At 64.6% G+C, this 17406-nt stretch carries 16 protein-coding genes; 10 read left to right on the top strand and 6 right to left on the bottom strand.

Annotated elements, in window-relative coordinates:
- Positions 1–137 precede the first annotated feature (137 nt).
- From pedF to RM192_RS18720, 4 genes are all read left to right on the top strand, one after another.
- Positions 138–581 (top strand): cytochrome c-550 PedF, encoded by a 444-nt coding sequence (gene pedF, locus RM192_RS18735; RefSeq protein WP_311509180.1) that lies wholly within the window; start codon positions 138–140, stop codon positions 579–581.
- An 8-nt stretch (positions 582–589) separates the two neighbouring features.
- Positions 590–1459 carry a transporter substrate-binding domain-containing protein gene (locus RM192_RS18730; protein WP_311509179.1) on the top strand — a complete coding sequence of 290 codons (870 nt, stop codon included), beginning with the start codon at positions 590–592 and terminating at the stop codon, positions 1457–1459.
- A gap of 267 nt (positions 1460–1726) precedes the next feature.
- Entirely contained in the window at positions 1727–3469 is a 1743-nt protein-coding gene (locus RM192_RS18725; protein ID WP_311509178.1) for a methanol/ethanol family PQQ-dependent dehydrogenase, read from the top strand.
- A gap of 133 nt (positions 3470–3602) precedes the next feature.
- Positions 3603–4256: a response regulator transcription factor gene (locus RM192_RS18720; protein WP_409233844.1), complete on the top strand. Its 654-nt coding sequence runs from the start codon at positions 3603–3605 to the stop codon at positions 4254–4256.
- A 30-nt stretch (positions 4257–4286) separates the two neighbouring features.
- Here the strand turns inward: RM192_RS18720 and RM192_RS18715 are convergent, their stop codons facing one another.
- The 5 genes from RM192_RS18715 to adh form a co-directional block, all read right to left on the bottom strand.
- Positions 4287–6500: an ATP-binding protein gene (locus tag RM192_RS18715; protein WP_311509176.1), complete on the bottom strand. Its 2214-nt coding sequence runs from the start codon at positions 6498–6500 to the stop codon at positions 4287–4289.
- The gene (locus tag RM192_RS18710; RefSeq protein ID WP_311509175.1) at positions 6497–7648 is read right to left on the bottom strand and encodes an FIST N-terminal domain-containing protein; all 1152 of its coding nucleotides are present in this window, start codon (positions 7646–7648) and stop codon (positions 6497–6499) included. Before RM192_RS18710 ends, RM192_RS18715 begins: the two co-directional genes overlap by 4 nt.
- 57 nt (positions 7649–7705) lie before the next feature.
- Positions 7706–8128, bottom strand: a complete 423-nt coding sequence (locus tag RM192_RS18705) for a DUF779 domain-containing protein (RefSeq protein WP_311509174.1) — start codon at positions 8126–8128, stop codon at positions 7706–7708.
- Positions 8125–8433 carry an EthD family reductase gene (locus RM192_RS18700; RefSeq protein WP_311509173.1) on the bottom strand — a complete coding sequence of 103 codons (309 nt, stop codon included), beginning with the start codon at positions 8431–8433 and terminating at the stop codon, positions 8125–8127. The genes RM192_RS18705 and RM192_RS18700 overlap by 4 nt, the downstream gene beginning before the upstream one ends.
- A 103-nt stretch (positions 8434–8536) precedes the next feature.
- Positions 8537–10057 (bottom strand): aldehyde dehydrogenase, encoded by a 1521-nt coding sequence (adh, locus tag RM192_RS18695; RefSeq protein WP_311509172.1) that lies wholly within the window; start codon positions 10055–10057, stop codon positions 8537–8539.
- 258 nt (positions 10058–10315) lie between these two features.
- Here adh and RM192_RS18690 point away from each other — a divergent pair, with 258 nt between their 5' ends.
- Positions 10316–11713: a methyl-accepting chemotaxis protein gene (locus RM192_RS18690; protein ID WP_311509171.1), complete on the top strand. Its 1398-nt coding sequence runs from the start codon at positions 10316–10318 to the stop codon at positions 11711–11713.
- Between the two features lie 65 nt (positions 11714–11778).
- On the opposite strand, the gene RM192_RS18685 is transcribed toward RM192_RS18690, so the two are convergent.
- Positions 11779–12879, bottom strand: a complete 1101-nt coding sequence (locus RM192_RS18685) for an acyl-CoA dehydrogenase family protein (protein ID WP_311509170.1) — start codon at positions 12877–12879, stop codon at positions 11779–11781.
- Between the two features lie 214 nt (positions 12880–13093).
- On the opposite strand from RM192_RS18685, the gene RM192_RS18680 reads away from it, so the two are divergent.
- The 5 genes from RM192_RS18680 to RM192_RS18660 all read left to right on the top strand — a co-directional run bounded on the left by RM192_RS18680 (position 13094) and on the right by RM192_RS18660 (position 17402).
- Positions 13094–13861 (top strand): LuxR C-terminal-related transcriptional regulator, encoded by a 768-nt coding sequence (locus RM192_RS18680; RefSeq protein WP_311509169.1) that lies wholly within the window; start codon positions 13094–13096, stop codon positions 13859–13861.
- Positions 13862–13886: 25 nt separating this feature from the next.
- Positions 13887–14252 carry a hypothetical protein gene (locus RM192_RS18675; protein ID WP_311509168.1) on the top strand — a complete coding sequence of 122 codons (366 nt, stop codon included), beginning with the start codon at positions 13887–13889 and terminating at the stop codon, positions 14250–14252.
- Entirely contained in the window at positions 14249–15331 is a 1083-nt protein-coding gene (locus RM192_RS18670; RefSeq protein ID WP_311509167.1) for an alpha/beta fold hydrolase, read from the top strand. Before RM192_RS18675 ends, RM192_RS18670 begins: the two co-directional genes overlap by 4 nt.
- Positions 15331–15909 (top strand): GNAT family N-acetyltransferase, encoded by a 579-nt coding sequence (locus RM192_RS18665; RefSeq protein WP_311509166.1) that lies wholly within the window; start codon positions 15331–15333, stop codon positions 15907–15909. The genes RM192_RS18670 and RM192_RS18665 overlap by 1 nt, the downstream gene beginning before the upstream one ends.
- 146 nt (positions 15910–16055) lie before the next feature.
- Positions 16056–17402 carry an aldehyde dehydrogenase family protein gene (locus tag RM192_RS18660; protein WP_311509165.1) on the top strand — a complete coding sequence of 449 codons (1347 nt, stop codon included), beginning with the start codon at positions 16056–16058 and terminating at the stop codon, positions 17400–17402.
- Positions 17403–17406 lie beyond the last annotated feature (4 nt).

The following is a 17406-nucleotide window of genomic DNA, read 5'->3' as shown; positions in this document are numbered from 1 at the left end:
GTAACCAGTGCTGAACGAAATGGCACCTTGGTCTTGTACCATGGTCCTATTTGGCAGCGCGCCACGGCCTTGTTACACCAAGCCAATTCTTGGGGCGGACACTCATTCGCACCCAAGTCGCAGAGGATACCTGACCGATGAAGATCCAACCGGCCCGCGTGGCCCTGCTGGCAGCGGCTGCCCTGGCATCTGCCGCCATCGCATCGAGCCTTTCGGCGCACGGCAATGTCACCCCGCAAGCGGTCGACACCACCGCCCTGCCCGATCTTGCCGGCGGCAACGACACCTGGGTCAGCGTCAATCCCTATCGCGGAAACGCCAAGGCGCTCGAAATCGGGCAATCGGCCTATGGCCAGAACTGTGCGCGCTGCCACGGGCTTGAAGCCATCTCGGGCGGCATCGCGCCCGATCTGCGCTATCTCGAAACCGGCGATGCGGGCGATGAATGGTTCGTCGAGCGCTATCGCCACGGCTCCAGCCATGACGGCAAGGTCTATATGCCGCCCTTCGGCGAAGTGATCGGCCAGAAGGCGGGCTGGGCGATCCGCACCTGGATCGAATCCAAGCACACGGAAGAGTGAGCGGGCGAATGAGCGCCCCGCGCTCCAACCGCCGAGCATTTCTGGCAGGGCTGGGCGCAACAGCGCTCGCCCTGCCTTCCACGATCAGGGCCGCCCCGCTCGAGAAGGTCAAAGACCTCGGAGTCCTTCGGGTCGGACTTTATACGGACAACCGGCCCTGGTCGTGGGACGATAGTGGCAAGGTGGCAGGCATCGATGCCGACATTGCCCGCGCGCTTGCCGCCAGCCTCGGCCTGCGCGCCGATCTCCAGCTGTTCCCCGCGGACGAGGACCTATCGGGCGACTTGCGCAATGTCGTCTGGCGCGGCGGGCTGCTCGGCTTCCAGCCCTGCGACGTTATGCTGCACGTGCCGTTCGACCGGCAGATCATGCAGGCCGAGGACAACTGCGTCTTCCTCGCCCCCTATTACCGCGAGACGTTCGGCGCGGCCTGCTCCGCAGACGGCGGAAATTGCGAGGCGAACCCGGTCAGCTTCAAGGGCAGGCCGGTCGCCGCCGAACTCGCCTCGATCCCCGATTTCTACCTGCTCGGCCACGCAGGCGGCGCACTCGCCAAGGACCTCGTCCACCTGCCCAACGGCTATGCCGCCGCTGCGACTTTGGTCGATGGCAGCGCCGAGTTTTCGGTCGCCACCACCGCCCAGATTCAGGCGGTCGTCGCCGATCATCCCGCCGCCGGGATCAAGGTTCGCAAGGGGCCGCTGCCGCTGATGATGTCGGCGGGCTGGGACATCGGCATCGCGGTCAAGGAAAACTCCCGCAACCTCGGCTTCGCCCTGGATGAGCTGATCGAAAAGATGATCGCAGGCGGCCAGATGAAAGACATCTTCGCGGGCCACGGCGTCGCCTGGCGACCCGCGCTGGCATCACAGGCCTGACCCCAGGATTTCACGCCGCAAGGCGCGAGGGGGGAGCGGGGATGCCGTCTGCGACCGGCGTCCCCCGAACCTGCGGAAATGCTGCGCAGCATTTTTTGGGATCCACACTCAGCCCACCGCAACCCCCTCATCCCAAGGTGCAATTGTGCGCACTACCCCAGCCGATAGGTTGCTGTTTGACGACGGGAAGTCTGCGGCGCATCTGGGGAGAGTCCCGCAAGGCGCAAACACCCGATCGCACAAGAACCCCATAACAGGAGGGACAGGATGAAGCGGCGTTTTTCACATCTCATCGCAGGGCTCGCATGTGCGACCAGCCTTATGGCGATGCCGGTAGCAGCAGCTGGCCCGACCAGCGCAGACATCGTCAACGATGCCGCCACCCCCGGCGACGTCCTCAGCTATGGCATGGGCCCATGGCAGCAGCGCTTCAGCACGCTCGACAAGGTCAACACCCAGACCGTTTCAAAGCTGATCCCGGTCTTCGCATCCTCGCTCGGCGGCGAGAAGCAGCGCGGGCAGGAATCGCAGCCGCTCGTCTATGACGGCACGATCTACGTCACCGGCTCCTATTCGCGCCTCTTCGCGTTCGATGCGCGCACCGGTGAAAAGAAGTGGGAATACAACGCCCGCCTTCCCGATGGGATCATGCCCTGCTGCGACGTGGTCAATCGCGGCGCGGCCATCCACGGCGACAAGATCCTGTTCGCCACGCTAGATGCGCACCTCGTCGCGCTCGACCGCCACACCGGCAAGGTGCTGTGGAACAAGAAGACCGGCGATTATCAGGCAGGCTATTCGGCCACTGCCGCTCCGCTGATCGTCAAGGACATGGTCATCACCGGCAATTCCGGCGGTGAATTCGGCGTGGTCGGCGCGGTGCAGGCACGCAGCGTCGATACGGGCGAACTGGTCTGGGAACGTCCGGTCATCGAAGGCCACACCGGCACGCTCAAGGGCCAGCCCAACGGCATGACCGGCAAGCTGAATGCCACCTGGACCGGCGATCTGTGGAAGACCGGCGGCGGCGCGACCTGGCTTGGCGGCACTTATGATCCGGGCACCAACCTCGTCTACTTCGGCACCGGCAATCCGGGTCCGTGGAACAGCAACCTGCGCCCCGGCGACAACCTCTACACCGCCTCCACGCTCGCCATCGATGTCGATACCGGAGTGATCAAGTGGCACTACCAGACCACCCCCCACGATGGCTGGGACTTTGACGGCGTCAACGAATTCGTGCCGTTCGATGCCACGATCAAGGGCAAGCCGATGAAGCTCGGCGCGAAGGCCGATCGCAACGGTTACTTCTACGTCCTGGACCGGACCAACGGCAAGCTGGTCGGCGCCAGCAAGTTCGTGATGCAGACGACCTGGGCCAACGGCATCGACATGAAGACCGGTCGCCCGAACTTCGTCCCCGAGAACCGCCCCGGCGCTCCCAACGGCGCGGAAAAGGGCAAGTCGGTCTTCGCCAGCCCGTCGTTCCTCGGCGGCAAGAACTGGATGCCGATGGCCTTCTCGCAAGATACCGGCCTGTTCTACGTGCCAAGCAACGATTGGGGCATGGACATCTGGAACGAACCGATCGCCTACAAGAAGGGCGCGGCCTATCTCGGTGCGGGCTTCACCATTCGCCCGATCGCCGAAGACCATATCGGCGCGCTGCGCGCGATGGACCCGGCCACCGGCAAGATCGTGTGGGAATACAAGAACAAGGCCCCGCTGTGGGGCGGCGTTCTGGCCACGCGCGGCAATCTGGTGTTTACCGGCACGCCCGAAGGCTACCTCAAGGCGTTCGACGCCAAGACCGGCACCGAACTGTGGAAGTTCCAGACCGGCTCGGGCGTCGTCGGCTCGCCGGTAACCTGGGAGCAGGACGGCGAACAGTACGTCGCGGTCATGTCGGGCTGGGGCGGCGCGGTTCCGCTGTGGGGCGGCGAAGTGGCCAAGACCTTCAAGGAAATCAGCCAGGGCGGCATGCTCTGGGTGTTCAAACTTCCCAAGTAACCTCTAGCGCACATACAATCGGGCGCCAGAGCTTCACACCTCTGGCGCTCCATTCCCTCCCCGGGTAGAAAGCATGACGAACGTGGCCGCACTGCCGCAATCCGCAGCACCGAAAGTATCCTTTGGGGACAGCATGATGGGAGATACCTCCGCCCCCGACCGCGTCCTGATCGTCGACGATCACTCGTTGGTGCGCGATGGTTTGCGCTCGATCTTCGACGATGCCTTCCCCGCCTGCACGATCCTCGAAGCAGACAGCCTCGAAGGCGCGCTGCGCATTCTGGCAAGCGAAGGCGATATCGACCTCGTCCTGCTCGATCTCAACATCCCCGACGTTTCGCACCTCTCGGGCCTCGAAGCCCTGCGCGACCGTTTCCCGGCAACGCCGGTGGTGATGGTCTCGGGCGTGACCGACCGCAACACCGTGCGCGATGCGCTGGCGGCAGGCGCGGCAGGCTTCGTGCCCAAATCGCTGAAGCGCGCCGCCATCGTCGACGCACTGTGCCAGGTCCTGTCAGGCGAAATCTACATGCCCGAGCTGGAAGGCGATGAATCCGCCGCCGCCGAGGAAGACCTGATCCGCGCCCGCATCGACAGCCTGACACCGCAGCAACGCGTCGTCCTCGGCCACCTCGTCGCCGGCCGTCTCAACAAGCAGATCGCCTACGAACTCGACGTCTCGATGACCACGGTCAAAGCCCACGTCTCGGCCATCCTGCAAAAAATGAACGTCTTCTCGCGCACCCAGGCAGTGATCATGGCGGGCAAGGTGGGATTGAAGAGTTAGGGCAAGGGTCTGTGCGCAACATCCCCCCCCTCACAACACCTCAAGTTGCCGCAGCAACGCCCGCAGCTGCGCGGGCTTCACCGGCTTGTTCAGCACCGGCAGCGCAAGGTCTGAAAAGAGTGCCTTGGTTTCCTCGGCGCGGTCGGCGGTGATCACCATCGCCGGAATGTCGCGCCCGGCCCGCGCGCGCAAAGCCGCGATAGCCACATCGCCGGTCAGTCCGTCGTCAAGCTGGTAATCGACGATCAGCATCGCCGGGCCTTGCGCCAGCGCGGCATGGGCCGCAGGCTCGCCGGGACCCTGCGCCGTCACCACTTCCAGCCCCCAGTTCTCCAGCAGCGCTTCCATGCCCGACAGGATGGCCGGATCGTTGTCGATCACCAGCACAAGGCCGCCTGCCCCCGGCGCCGCGCTGCCCACCGGCTCCTCCTCGCGCACCTGGACCGGCACGGGCGCGACTTGCGGCAGGGTGATCGAGAAGGCAGACCCCCGGCCCGGCTCGGATTCAAGGTCGATCGCGTGGCCCAGCATGGTCGAGACGCGGCGCACGATGGCAAGGCCCAGCCCCTTGCCCGGAATCTTCTGCGTGCGCCCCACCCGGCGGAATTCCTCGAAGATTTCCTCGCGGTCTTCGGGCGCAATGCCCGGCCCGGTGTCGCGCACCGTCACCACCACGGCATCGCCGCGCAGGCTCACGTCCACGCCCACCTCGCCCGCCTCGGTATAGCGGATCGCGTTGGACACGAAGTTCTGCAACACGCGGCGCAGCAGCCTTGCGTCCGAGCGCACCCATAGCGCCGTGTCGGGCACATCGAAACGGAGCGCCCCTGCCGCCGCCAGCGGGGCGAACTCCACCCGCAGCGCATTGAATATCCCGCCGAGCGAAAGCTCGACGAATTCAGGCTGGATCGCACCCGCATCCAGCCGCGAAATCTCGAACAAGGCCTCGAGCAAATCCTCGACCGAATCGAGCGCGGTCGAGGTCTGCTGCACCAGCGCGCGCGGGCGTTCGGGCAGCGCGTGCCCGTCCATCGCCGAGACGAACAGCCGCGCCGCATTCAGCGGCTGCAACAGATCGTGGCTCGCCGCCGCCAGGAAACTCGTCTTCGACCGGTTGGCGCTTTCCGCCTCGTTCTTGGCCTCGACCAGCTGGCGATTGACCTCGATCAGCTCCGCCGTGCGCTCGCTCACCCGGCGCTCCAGCGTCTCGGCCGTCTCGGTCAGCGAGCGTTGCAGACGCACGTGGTCGGTCACGTCGTCGAACGTGAACACCATGCCGCCATTGCTCAGCGGCACCGAACGGATCACGAAATTGCGCCCGCCCACCATGCAATCAGCCGCCAGCCGCTGGGTCGTGCCGTGCCGCCAGTCGAGCGCCTGCGGCAGGTCCAGCCCGAGCCGATCGGTGCACCACGCCAGCAGCGCGGCATGGTCACCGACCTGCTCGGCCCCCTCGCCCAGCGCCAGAACGCGCACCAGCCCCTCGTTCGAAGCCTGCATCCGGCGCTGCGCATCGAACAGGCAGACGCCCTCCGAAAGCGTGTCGAGCGTCGCCTGCAATGCAAGGTTGCGCTCGGCCAGTTCCAGCGCGCGCTGCCGGGCGTCCTCTGCCTTGACCTGGGTGATGTCGGTATAGATCCCGACGATGCCGCCGTCGCTGGTGCGGATCTCGTTGATCTGGATCCAGCGCCCGTCGCTCAGTGCCTGAACATGCGCACCCTCGGCACGGCGATGAAGCTCCACCCGGTCGCGCAGCCAGCGCTCGGGCGCGATCTTCGACCCCACCGTCGCGCCGGTATTGGCCAGCCGGATCGCCAGTTCGGAGAACTCGGGCGAAGCGTCGGAAATCTCCTCGAACGAGGGGAAAATGCGGATATAGGCGCGGTTGCACAGGATCATGCGGTCATCCGCATCGAACAGCGCGAACCCGTCGTTCAGCGATTCGATGGCGTCGCGCAGCAGCACCCTGGCCGCCGTGGCGTCCTCATTGGCAGCTGCCAGCGCCGCGATCACGCGATTCAGCTCGCTCATCGCGTTTTCAAGGGCGCTGGTGCGGTCGCGCACCACCGACTCCAGCGCAATCGCCGTCTCGAACATCGAGAACGCGCCGCCCTCCATGTCGATCGAGCGTTCGACCCGGTCCATCAGCGCCGCGTTGATCTTCTCAAGCTGGCGCACGCGCGCCTGCAGCCGGGCAACCTCGCCCTCGCCTTCGGCCACGGCAGGAAGCGCGATTCCGCTCATCGCCCGACCGCTAGCCCGGTGAAAGTCTGGTTCATGTGCGCCGCGCGGAACTGCTCGCCATAAGTGTTGAACCCGAAGACGCGGTTGGCGACATACATCTGCGAGACTGCGCGCGCCTGCTGGCGGTCTTCGGCATCGAGGCGGTTGAGCACGCAGTCGAAGCCGATCACATGGTCGATCGTGCCGACCTTGCGCTCGATCTCGGCAAACAGTTCCTCCATCGCGGCGATCCGGTCCACCGGCTCGCCCAAAGACAGCACCACCCCGGTATCGATGGCGCAATAGAATGTCAGCGACCCGTCATCGTTGGCTGACTGGATCGAGCGCATGTGGAACTGCCCGCCAGTGCGCACGATCGGCGGGTGCGCGGCAAAGAAGTGCGCGTCCAGCACCGACGCCGGACTGCCCGACAGCCGCAGGTATTCCTCTGCGGCGGGCGCGGCGTTGATCTCGTGGACCACGCGCGATTCCGGGTCCGCCTCGGTGATCACCATCTTGGACGGGCCGGGGCGGTAGAAATTGGTGCAGAACACGTGGAGCGGGCGGCGGCTTGTCAGCAGCACGATAACCGCCGCATCGGCATGAAACGCGCCGTCGTGCAGCACGGCGGTGTCCTTGAACGAAAGCCCGTCGCCGCCCGATCCACCGATCAGCTGGATATCGCCCAGCGCGTGCTGCGCGGTCATCGTCAGCAATTCCTCGCGGTGCGAAAGCCCGTCGACGAAGAACAGCGCGACCTGGTGCAGGCTTTCATCACTGCTACGCCCGTGGCGCTCGGTCGCCACCAGCTGACGGATCGCACCTTGCGCGGCTTGCGCATCGAAATGGTCGAGATCGTCGAACCGCAGCGATTCGATCGAGAATATCTCTGCCGGAAAGCCGATCAGCACGATGGAATTGGTGTCATAGCCGCGATCGGCCAGTTCGCCCGCGCTGGTGCAGCCAAACAGCGGCACGTTTGGCAATTGCACCGCAAGTTCGCGTGCCAGTGCATCGCGCGAATAGCTGTTCGAACAGAACAGCAGCGCGCCCGCCAGCGCTCTATCGCCGACCTCGGCTGCAAGTTCGGCGACGGCGCGCGCAGGATCAGGGCTGCGTGAAGTGCACGCCACCAGCCTCCTGTCGTCTGCATCCACCTGCAAGGTCATCATTTTCTCCCGAAGGACCGCACCTCTTTTCGGGCGTCTGGTCCTGTACCATAAACTCTATGCGGCGCCGTCGCTCCCGCCAAGCGGATAAGTATCGCCGCGCGGCGGCTCGCCCGCGCGCACCAGCGCATCGGCCTCGTCATCGCTGAACACGCGGCTGCGCACCACGAAGCGCACCCCTTCGGGCGCCTCGAGGCTCATCCCCGCGCCGCGTCCCGGCACCACGTCGATAGTGATCTGGGTGTGACGCCAATATTCGAACTGCGCCGCGCCGATCCACACCGGCACATCACCGGTTACATGCCCGAGCAGCACATCCTGCCCGCCGACGCGGAACTCGCCCGCAACGAAGCACATCGGCGCAGAGCCATCGCAGCATCCCCCCGACTGGTGGAACATCAGCGGCCCGTTCACGCCTTTGAGCCGCGCGATCCATTCATCGGCAGCGGACGTGGAAAGAACGCGCGGCGGCGCGGTCAAACGACCTCGCCCACCAGCACGCTGACCCCGCCGGTTGCAAAGTTGGCAAGGTCGGCCACGGCGGCTTGCCCTTCAGCCGAGCCCATCGCTTCGCCCATCGTGGCAGCATCGGCGAAAAACAGCTGCGCCACGCGGTAGTAAGGCGGCGCGCTACCGTCCGGCCCGGCCATGCCCTTGAGCAGCACGATCTGCTCGACCGAGGGAATCCTGCCCGCAATCGGCAGGTGCGTTTCGGCATAATAGTGCTCGAACGCCTGCGGATCGGCGGGCGCATTGTACATCACGTTGACGACGACTTGTGCCATTGCATCTCTCCTTGTTCGCGCTCTTCCGGCGCCTTGGGTAAACGGCTTGCGGCGCGCCCGACCATAAGGCCAGAGCGCGCCGCGTAATTCCGATGATACAACCTCAGAAGAAGCCGAGCTTCTTCGGACTGTAGCTGACCAGCAGGTTCTTGGTCTGCTGGTAGTGGTCCAGCATCATCTTGTGGTTCTCGCGCCCGATGCCCGATTGCTTGTAGCCGCCGAACGCCGCGTGCGCGGGATAGGCGTGGTAGCAGTTGGTCCACACGCGCCCGGCCTGAATGCCGCGCCCGATGCGATAGGCGCGCGTTCCATCGCGCGTCCACACGCCGGCACCAAGGCCGTAAAGCGTGTCGTTGGCAATCTCCAGCGCCTCTTCGTCGGTCGAGAACTTGGTCACCGCCAACACCGGCCCAAAGATTTCCTCCTGAAACACGCGCATCTTGTTGTGGCCTTCCAGAACGGTCGGCTGCACGTAGTACCCGCTCGAAAGCTCGCCCTCGTGCATCGCCCGTTCGCCACCGGTCAGAACCTTGGCGCCTTCGTCACGGCCGATCTGGATGTAGCTGAGGATCTTCTCCATCTGGTCGTTCGATGCCTGCGCCCCGATCATCGTCGAGGCATCGAGCGGGCTGCCCAGCTTGATCGCCTCGACGCGGGCAATCGCCTTTTCGATAAAGCGGTCATAGATCGATTCGTGCACCAGCGCGCGGCTCGGGCAGGTGCAGACCTCACCCTGATTGAGCGCGAACATGGTGAAGCCTTCCAATGCCTTGTCGAGGAAGTCGTCATCGGCATCCATCACGTCGGCAAAGAAGATGTTCGGGCTCTTGCCGCCCAGTTCCAGCGTGCACGGGATCAGGTTCTCGGACGCATACTGCATGATCAGGCGGCCGGTCGTCGTCTCGCCGGTAAACGCGATCTTGGCGATGCGCTTGTTGCTGGCCAGCGGCTTGCCCGCCTCGATGCCGAAGCCGTTCACCACATTGAGCACGCCCGGCGGCAGCAGGTCGCCGATCACTTCCATAAGCACGAGGATCGACATCGGGGTCTGCTCGGCAGGCTTGAGCACCACGCAGTTGCCCGCCGCAATCGCAGGCGCCAGCTTCCACGCTGCCATCAGGATCGGGAAGTTCCACGGGATGATCTGGCCGACCACGCCCAGCGGTTCGTGGAAGTGATAGGCAATCGTGTCATGGTCGATTTCGGAAATCGAGCCTTCCTGCGCGCGCAGGCACGAGGCGAAATAGCGGAAATGGTCGATCGCCAGCGGAATGTCGGCGGCGGTCGTCTCGCGGATCGGCTTGCCGTTGTCGATCGTCTCGACCATCGCGATCAGGTCGAGGTTTTCCTCCATGCGGTCGGCCACTTTCAGCAGCACGTTCGCGCGCTCGGTGGTGGACGCCTTCGCCCAGTCGTCCTTGGCGCCATGCGCCGCGTCGAGCGCCAGTTCGATGTCGCCCGCCGTCCCGCGCGCCACCTGGCACACCACCTGGCCGGTCACCGGCGAGACGTTGTCGAAATACTGCCCCTGCACCGGCGCGACCCACTTGCCGCCGATGTAGTTTTCATAACGGTCACGAATGAGCGAGCTGCCGGCAAATTTGCCCATGGCCTGTTCCAACATCCCCGGTCCTCCAAATTCATTATTGATGAGATCAGGAAGCACTGTGGGCCGCGCGCAGGCCGTCGCCAATTGTACCTTGGGACGATGACGGCGGAAGACTTCCGCCCTGTCCCAAAGATCATGCGGCGTTTTGCGTATGGTCTGCAGGGGGTTCCGTTCACCCGCTGCGCCGTAAAATCCCGGCCACACCCCATCCGCCAGGGCCGGACCCAAGGCATTCCCGGCGCTTGCACACCGGATGGTGGCAATGAGGGAACCATGTTCGACCGGTTTGTCACCCAAGCGCCGATCCGCGAAAAGTTTCGCGTCCTGTCCGTCGCGCTCACCGCTGCCGCCGCGATCAATCTGCTCGATGTGCCGGCACTCCTGCTCGCCCCGCAATTTGCGCTGATGGAAGTCTGCGTCATCGCCGGGCTTTCGATTGCCGCCGTCATGGGCATCATGGCGCTCACCAGCGAGCGGATCTGCAAGCCCTACGTGGATACCGTGCTGCGCATGGAAGCGCTCGCCGCTGGCGACACGAAAAGCCCTGTCGCCTACACCCACCACACCGATTGCGTTGGCCGGCTGACCAAGGCGATGGAGACGTTCCGCGATACCATCGAGAAAACCACCGACCTTGAAACGCAGCAGCGCATCATCGACCAGATGAACCACGCGCTGTCGCGGCTTGCCCAGAACGATCTGACGGCAACCCTGCACGAGCCGTTCCCCGGCCCTTACGAGGCTATGCGGGTCAACTACAATCAGGGCATCGCCAGCATTTCGGCGACGATGGACACGATCCGCTCGATGTCGGCCCATGTCCTGCGCGGCGGTGACGAGATCAACGAAGCCTCGGCCGACCTTGCCCAGCGCAACGAACGCCAGGCCGCCAACCTGCAGCGCGCCTCCAACGCGATGAACGAAGTCACGGCCGCACTTTCGGCCACTGCAACGAATGCGCGCGAGGCCAACCGCTCGGTCACCAGCGTCGTCAGCCGCACACACGAAGGCCAGACCATCGCGGCATCGGCGACCACCTCGATGCAGGACATCGAACGTTCGTCCGAGGAGATATCGCGGATCGTCGGGCTGATCGATGGCATCGCCTTCCAGACCAACCTGCTCGCGCTGAACGCCGGGGTCGAGGCGGCGCGTGCAGGTGAAGCCGGGCGCGGGTTCGCGGTCGTAGCCACTGAAGTGCGTGCACTCGCCCAGCGCTGCGCAGATGCCGCGCGAGACATCAAGACACTTGTCCAGACCAGTTCCACCGCAGTTGCCCAAGGCGTGACCACGGTCGAGAACACCCGCGAAGTGCTGGTTGAACTGTCGGCGCGCATGACCGAGATCAACACCTTCATCACCGACGTGGCCGACAAGACCGGCGATCAGGTTTCCAGCCTGCGCGATGTCAACGCCAATGTCGCCGAGATGGACCAGATGACCCAGCAGAATGCCGCCATGGTCGAGGAAACCGCCGCCGCCGCGCGCAGCCTTGCCGAGCAGGCCAATACGCTGTCCGCCAGCGTCGGCGCATTCCGCACGCAAAATGCCGAGTTTCCAGCACCGGCCCGCAGCGCCCCCACTCCGAAGGCTCCGCCTCGTGCCGTCCCCGCGCGGACTTATGCCAGCGAGGGCAACCTTGCCGTCGCGCAGGACTGGGCGGAATTCTGATCAGTAACAGGCGTTTCAGTAACGCCCGCCCGAAACGCCAGCCTCAAACCTTGAGGCCCGACCCCTCAGGCTACCCCGGCAAACCGGTCGAGCGCCACTTGCGGTTCGTCCGGCCAGCGTGACAGCACCAGCAGACGCTTGTGGCCGTGGCCGATGAACAGTTCGTCGGTCACGCCCATGCCGCCGTGGAACTGGATCATCTCGTGCCCCAGTTCGACGCTGGCAGGCGCAAGGAAAGCGCGCAGGCCGTGGACCGCGCTGGCAAAGCCGTCAGACCCCTGCCGCACGATTGCCAGATTGAGCAGCGCGCGGGCCTGTTCGATCACGGCATACTGCGCCGACATGCGGTGCTGAATTGCCTGGAAGCTTCCCAGCGTCGTGCCGAACTGCTGCCGCGTGCGCAGATAATCGAGCGTCGCATCGAACAGGCGCTGCATGATCCCCAGCGCCTCGGCCGATCGTGCCAGCGATGCCAGCAAGTCGTTCTGCGCCAGATCGTCCAGCGATCCGCCCAGCCGCATCGCGGGAACCGCGTCCAGCGTCAAGGACACTGCAACGCTGCCATCGGCCATGCGCCACGGATTGATGGCAAGGCCCGGCGCTGCGGCATCGACGAGATAAAATGCCACGCCCGCGGCATCGGTCGGCGCGCCGCTCTCACGCGCGCTGACGATATAGGCGGCAACGCCTGCGCCCGCAGGCACGCATGTCTTGGCGCCAGTCAGCGCGCCAATCCCGTCCGCCGTGGTCGCCACGAAAGTGCGTCCACCGCGTGCTCCATGTTCGGCATGGGCCAGCGCGATGCGGCGGCTGCCCATCGCCAGCGCTTCCATCCAGCTTTCCTGCACGTCCTCGGGCGCGATGCGCTCCAGCAGGCGCGCGGCGACCATCACGTTCTCGGTCAGAGGCTCGACCACCAACCCGCGCCCAAGCGCTTCGAACACGGTGGCAATGGCCGTTGCGTCAAGCGCCATCCCGCCGCTCTCGAAACCGAGCGGTGCGGCGACAAGCCCCAGTTCCGCCAGCAGCGCCCACATTTCCGGAGAATAGCCGTCCGCCCCCGCCAGGTAGCCCCGGCGATGGTCGAGATCGCTGTAATGATCGTCGACGAAGCGCTCGGCCAGCGCCTTCAGCATCTCTTCGTCTTCGTTCAGGTCGAAATTCACGTCCCTCTCCTTGGAGGTGACCTCTAGCATCGTCGAAGGTGCCGCCACGCTGGGCAAAAGACTAGGCGTTTTTGCCAATACCGTCGTTGTTTAGATGCCGCGCGACCGGTAAGGATGTGCCCATAAGTGCGGGGTCGGCCCGTTTCAGTGTGTTAGGCGTCACAGGCGCGCAGACAGACAATGGCCGGAACCACACCGATAACAGGAGAGAACAGTGCAGCTTTCGGTCGAATCCATCGACGCTGTCCGGATCAGCGGTCCGCAGGACGTGCGCCGCGCGGCTGAGGAATTGCACAAGATCGCCATGGCAGCAGGCGTTCGCCCCGCCCCTGCCCACGATATTGCCGACAAGCGCACACCGGTTGACGCCGACGGCAACATCCTCGCCCGCGACGTGTTCGGGTGGAACGATGAGAAGGTGTGGTGGCGCAATTCGCGCATCGCGCTCGATTCGCCGCTGACCTCGGCCTGCCGATTCGAAAGCGAGCCGTTCTGGGCCAACGCCAGCGGCTTCCACACCCGCCAGCCCAACCACTATCTCACTGCGATCGACCTCACCAACTTCGAGACTCGCGCGATGACCCGCGCCGCCATCGTCGTGCCGGTGCATCTGCCGTTCGGGCAGATCGGCGCGGTAAGCTTCAACCCGCTCGATCAGGACCTGACCGAGCTGGACGACCTGTTCCTCGAAATCGGCGACGCGCTCGGCATCTATTCGCGCACCTTCATCGCCAGCTACGTCCACGCGATGGGCTCGGCACAGGCGCTGCCCTCGGGCTCGCGCCTGTCCAAGCGCGAGGTCGAGTGCCTGCGCTGGGCGGCCATCGGCAAGACCGACCTCGAAATCTCGATGATCATGAGCCGCAGCCGCGCCACCGTGCGCTTCCACATTCACAACGCCTCGATGAAGCTGAACGCGGTCAACCGCAGCCAGACCGTCTTCAAAGCCGCGCAACTCGGCTACATTTCGCTCGCCACCTGAACTTCTACGGAAAGGCACCACAAGCATGAGCCAGACACCGTTTGATCCCGTCGCCCAGTGGCAGCAGATGGTCAGCAAGTGGGAACAGGAAATCAATTCCTGGTCGGGCAAGCTGACCGAGAGCGAGCAATTCAGTGCGATGATGGGTCAGGCGACCAAGGTTCAGGTCGTGGCCCAGCGTGCCTTTGCCGAACAGATGGAAACGCTGCTCAAGAACCTCAACCTGCCAAGCAAGGCCCAGGTCGAAGCCCTGGCCGAGCGGCTTGACGGGCTGGAGGATTCGATCGACCGGGTGCGCCTCGCCATCGAGGCGCTTGCAGGCAAGGCCGCAGCCGCGCCCGCGCCTGCCGAACCGCGCCGCACCAAACAGCCGCCCAAGCCAAAGGCATGAGCGAAACCGACCAGCTCACCACAGAAGCCATCGCCGAGCGCGTCCGCCGCGATGTCGACCGGGCGCTCAAGCGCAACATCAAGGGCCTGGACTTCCTCACCGCGCCCCGCGCCGAAGTGGGCGCAATGGCCAAGGACCTGATCCACCGCGAAGGCACCGCGCTGCTCTATCGCTACCGCCCCGTGGTCGATGAAATCTACCGCCTGCCGCTGCTGATCGTCTCGCCCCCATCGAACAAGGGATACATCTTCGATCTCGCGCCGGGCCAGTCGATGGTCGAATACCTGCTCGGGCGCGGGTATGACGTGTTCAATCTCGATTGGGCGCCGCCCCGCCGCGATGAAGCGCACCTTGCGATCACCGATTATGTCGACCGCTTCATCCCCGATGCCCTGGCCAAGATCGCCGAGATCACCGGCGAAAATGACGTGTCGCTTGCAGGCTACTGCATGGGCGGCACGCTCGCCACGATCCACGCGAGCCTTTATCCCGGAACCGGTGTGAAGAACCTGCTGCTCTTCGCCACGCCGGTTGATTTCACCCACATGCACTTGTTCCAGAAATGGGCGGACAAGCGCCATTTCGATATCGATGAGGTCGTCGACCGGCTCGGCATCATCCCGCCCGAACTGATGCTCGGCGCGTTCGATCTTGCCCGCCCCGCCAACCGCGCAGCCGGCAAGATGACGCTGTGGACCAACATGTGGAACGATGAATTCGTCCGCTCCTACCGCATGTTCGATCGCTGGGCGGCTGAAACCCTGCCGGTGCCGGGCGAATATTTCCGCGAGCAGATCAAGCTGCTGATGTGGGAGAACGCGCTCGCTTCCGGCACGCTCGAAATCGCCGGGCGCAAGGCCGATCTTGCCAATATCGCAGGGCCGATCCTCAACATCGTCGCCCAGCACGATCATATCGTCAGCCTTGAAGCGACCCAGCCGCTGAAAGACCTGACCTCGACTTCCGATTACGAGGAAATCATCTCGAAGGGCGGCCACGTCAGCCTCGTGGCCGGTCCTGCAGCGCTGCGCCGCCTGTGGCCGCTGATCGACGAATGGCTTGGCAAAAGGTCCGTGTGATGTCCGATACCCCCCAATATCCCCGCACCGTTGCCGCAGGCAAGCGCACGATCACCCTGCGCCTGCTCGAACGCGCCGACGCCGATGCGCTGCTCGCCTTTGCCCGGGCCCTGCCCGCGCACGATCTGCTGTTCCTGATGCGCGACATCCGCAATCCCAAGGTCATCGCCGCATGGATCGACCAGGTCGAACGCGGGCTGATCCGCAGCCTTGTCGCGCACGACGGCAACCGCATGGTCGGCTGCACCGCGCTCGCCCGCGATGAACTGAGCTGGTCGCCTCATGTCGCCGATATCCGCATGCTGATCTCCACCGAGATGCGCGGCACCGGCTTTGGCCGCGTGCTGGCGCAGGAATGTCTGGCCATGGCCATGGCCGACGGCGTCTCCAAGCTGACCGTGCGGATCACCCCCGATCAGGGCGCCGCGCTCAAGGTGTTCGAAGATCTCGGCTTCCTCCCCGAAGCGCTGCTGCGCGATCACGTCCGCGATGCTTCGGGCGAATTGCACGACATTGCGATCATGGCGCTGGACCTCGACCGGCAAGGCGGGATGAAGTCGGCTTACGGCATGGGCTGAGGACCAGCCCCGCCGCAAATCCGCCTACGGTAAAAAGTTCGGTTGCCTAACGTTTCACAGGCTGGCAATCGTGCGGATGAACACTTGGCCCGCGCCGCCGCACGGGCCATTTCGTGCACATCAATGAACCCAAGGCCCGTGAAACCATGACCCAGCCCCAGCCGACCGCCGCCGACCTCTCCGGCGAAATCGCCCGCGTCTTCGCGCTCCAGCAGGAAAACCAGTGGAAGGTGAAGGCCACCAACGCCGATCAGCGCAAGGCCAAGCTGGCCAAGCTGAAAGCCGTGGTCGAGGCCCATACCGACGACATCATCGCCGCCGTCCTTGAAGACACGCGCAAGCCGGTGGGCGAAATCCGCGTGACCGAGGTGCTCAACGTGCTCGGCAATATCCAGCGCAACATCGACAATCTCGATGCCTGGATGGCCCCCACCGAAGTCGCCTCGTCGAGCAATCCCGACGACCGCGCCCAGATCATCTACGAAGCGCGCGGCGTCTGCCTGATCCTCGGCCCATGGAATTTCCCGCTCGGCCTCGCGCTTGGCCCGGTGGCCGCAGCGGTGGCGGCGGGCAACTGCTGCATCGTCAAGCTGACCGACCTGTGCCCCGCCACCGCCAAAGTCGGTGCAAAAATCATCGCCGAAGCCTTCGATGAAAACGAGGTTGCGCTGTTCGAAGGCGACGTGTCGGTCGCGTCGGCACTGCTCGACCTTCCTTTCAGCCACATTTTCTTCACCGGCAGCACCCGCGTAGGCAAGATCGTCATGGCCGCCGCCGCCAAGCACCTCGCCAGTGTCACGCTCGAACTGGGCGGCAAATCGCCGGTCATCGTCGACGAAGGCGCCGACATTGCCAAGGTCGCCGCGCAGCTTGCTGGCGCCAAGCAGTTCAACGGCGGACAGGCCTGCATCAGCCCCGATTACGTCTTCATCCGCGAGGACCAGAAGGCCGCGCTGGTCGAAGGCTTCAAGACCAGCGTCGCCGCCAATCTCTATGACGACGGCAAGATCAAGAAGGAAGCGATCGCACAGGTCGTCAATCCCGCCAACTTCGCGCGCGTGAAGGCGCTGTTCGACGATGCGGTGGAGAAGGGCGCGACCGTTGCCGCCGGCGGCGTTCTCGAAGCGGATGACCTGACCATCCATCCGACGATGCTGACCGACGTCACTCCGCAGATGAAGATCCTGCAGGAGGAAATCTTCGCACCCGTCATCCCGGTGATGACCTACGACAGTCTCGACCAGGCCATCGGCTACATCCAGGCCCGCGACAAGCCGCTCGCGCTCTATGTCTACAGCTCGGACGAGGCCAATGTGGCGCGCGTGCTCAATGAAACCTCGTCAGGCGGCGTCACCGTCAACGGCGTGTTCTCGCACTATCTCGAAAACAACCTGCCGTTCGGCGGCGTGAATGCCTCGGGCACCGGCAGCTACCACGGCTACTTCGGCTTCAAGGCGTTCAGCCACGAACGCGCGGTTTACATGCACAAGTGATGGG

Origin of the sequence: Novosphingobium sp. MMS21-SN21R, from assembly GCF_031846015.1 — a bacterium.
In the GTDB taxonomy this organism is placed as follows: domain Bacteria; phylum Pseudomonadota; class Alphaproteobacteria; order Sphingomonadales; family Sphingomonadaceae; genus Novosphingobium.
Note: the sequence above shows the minus strand (reverse complement) of the source record. Positions and strands in the feature narration are given on the sequence as shown.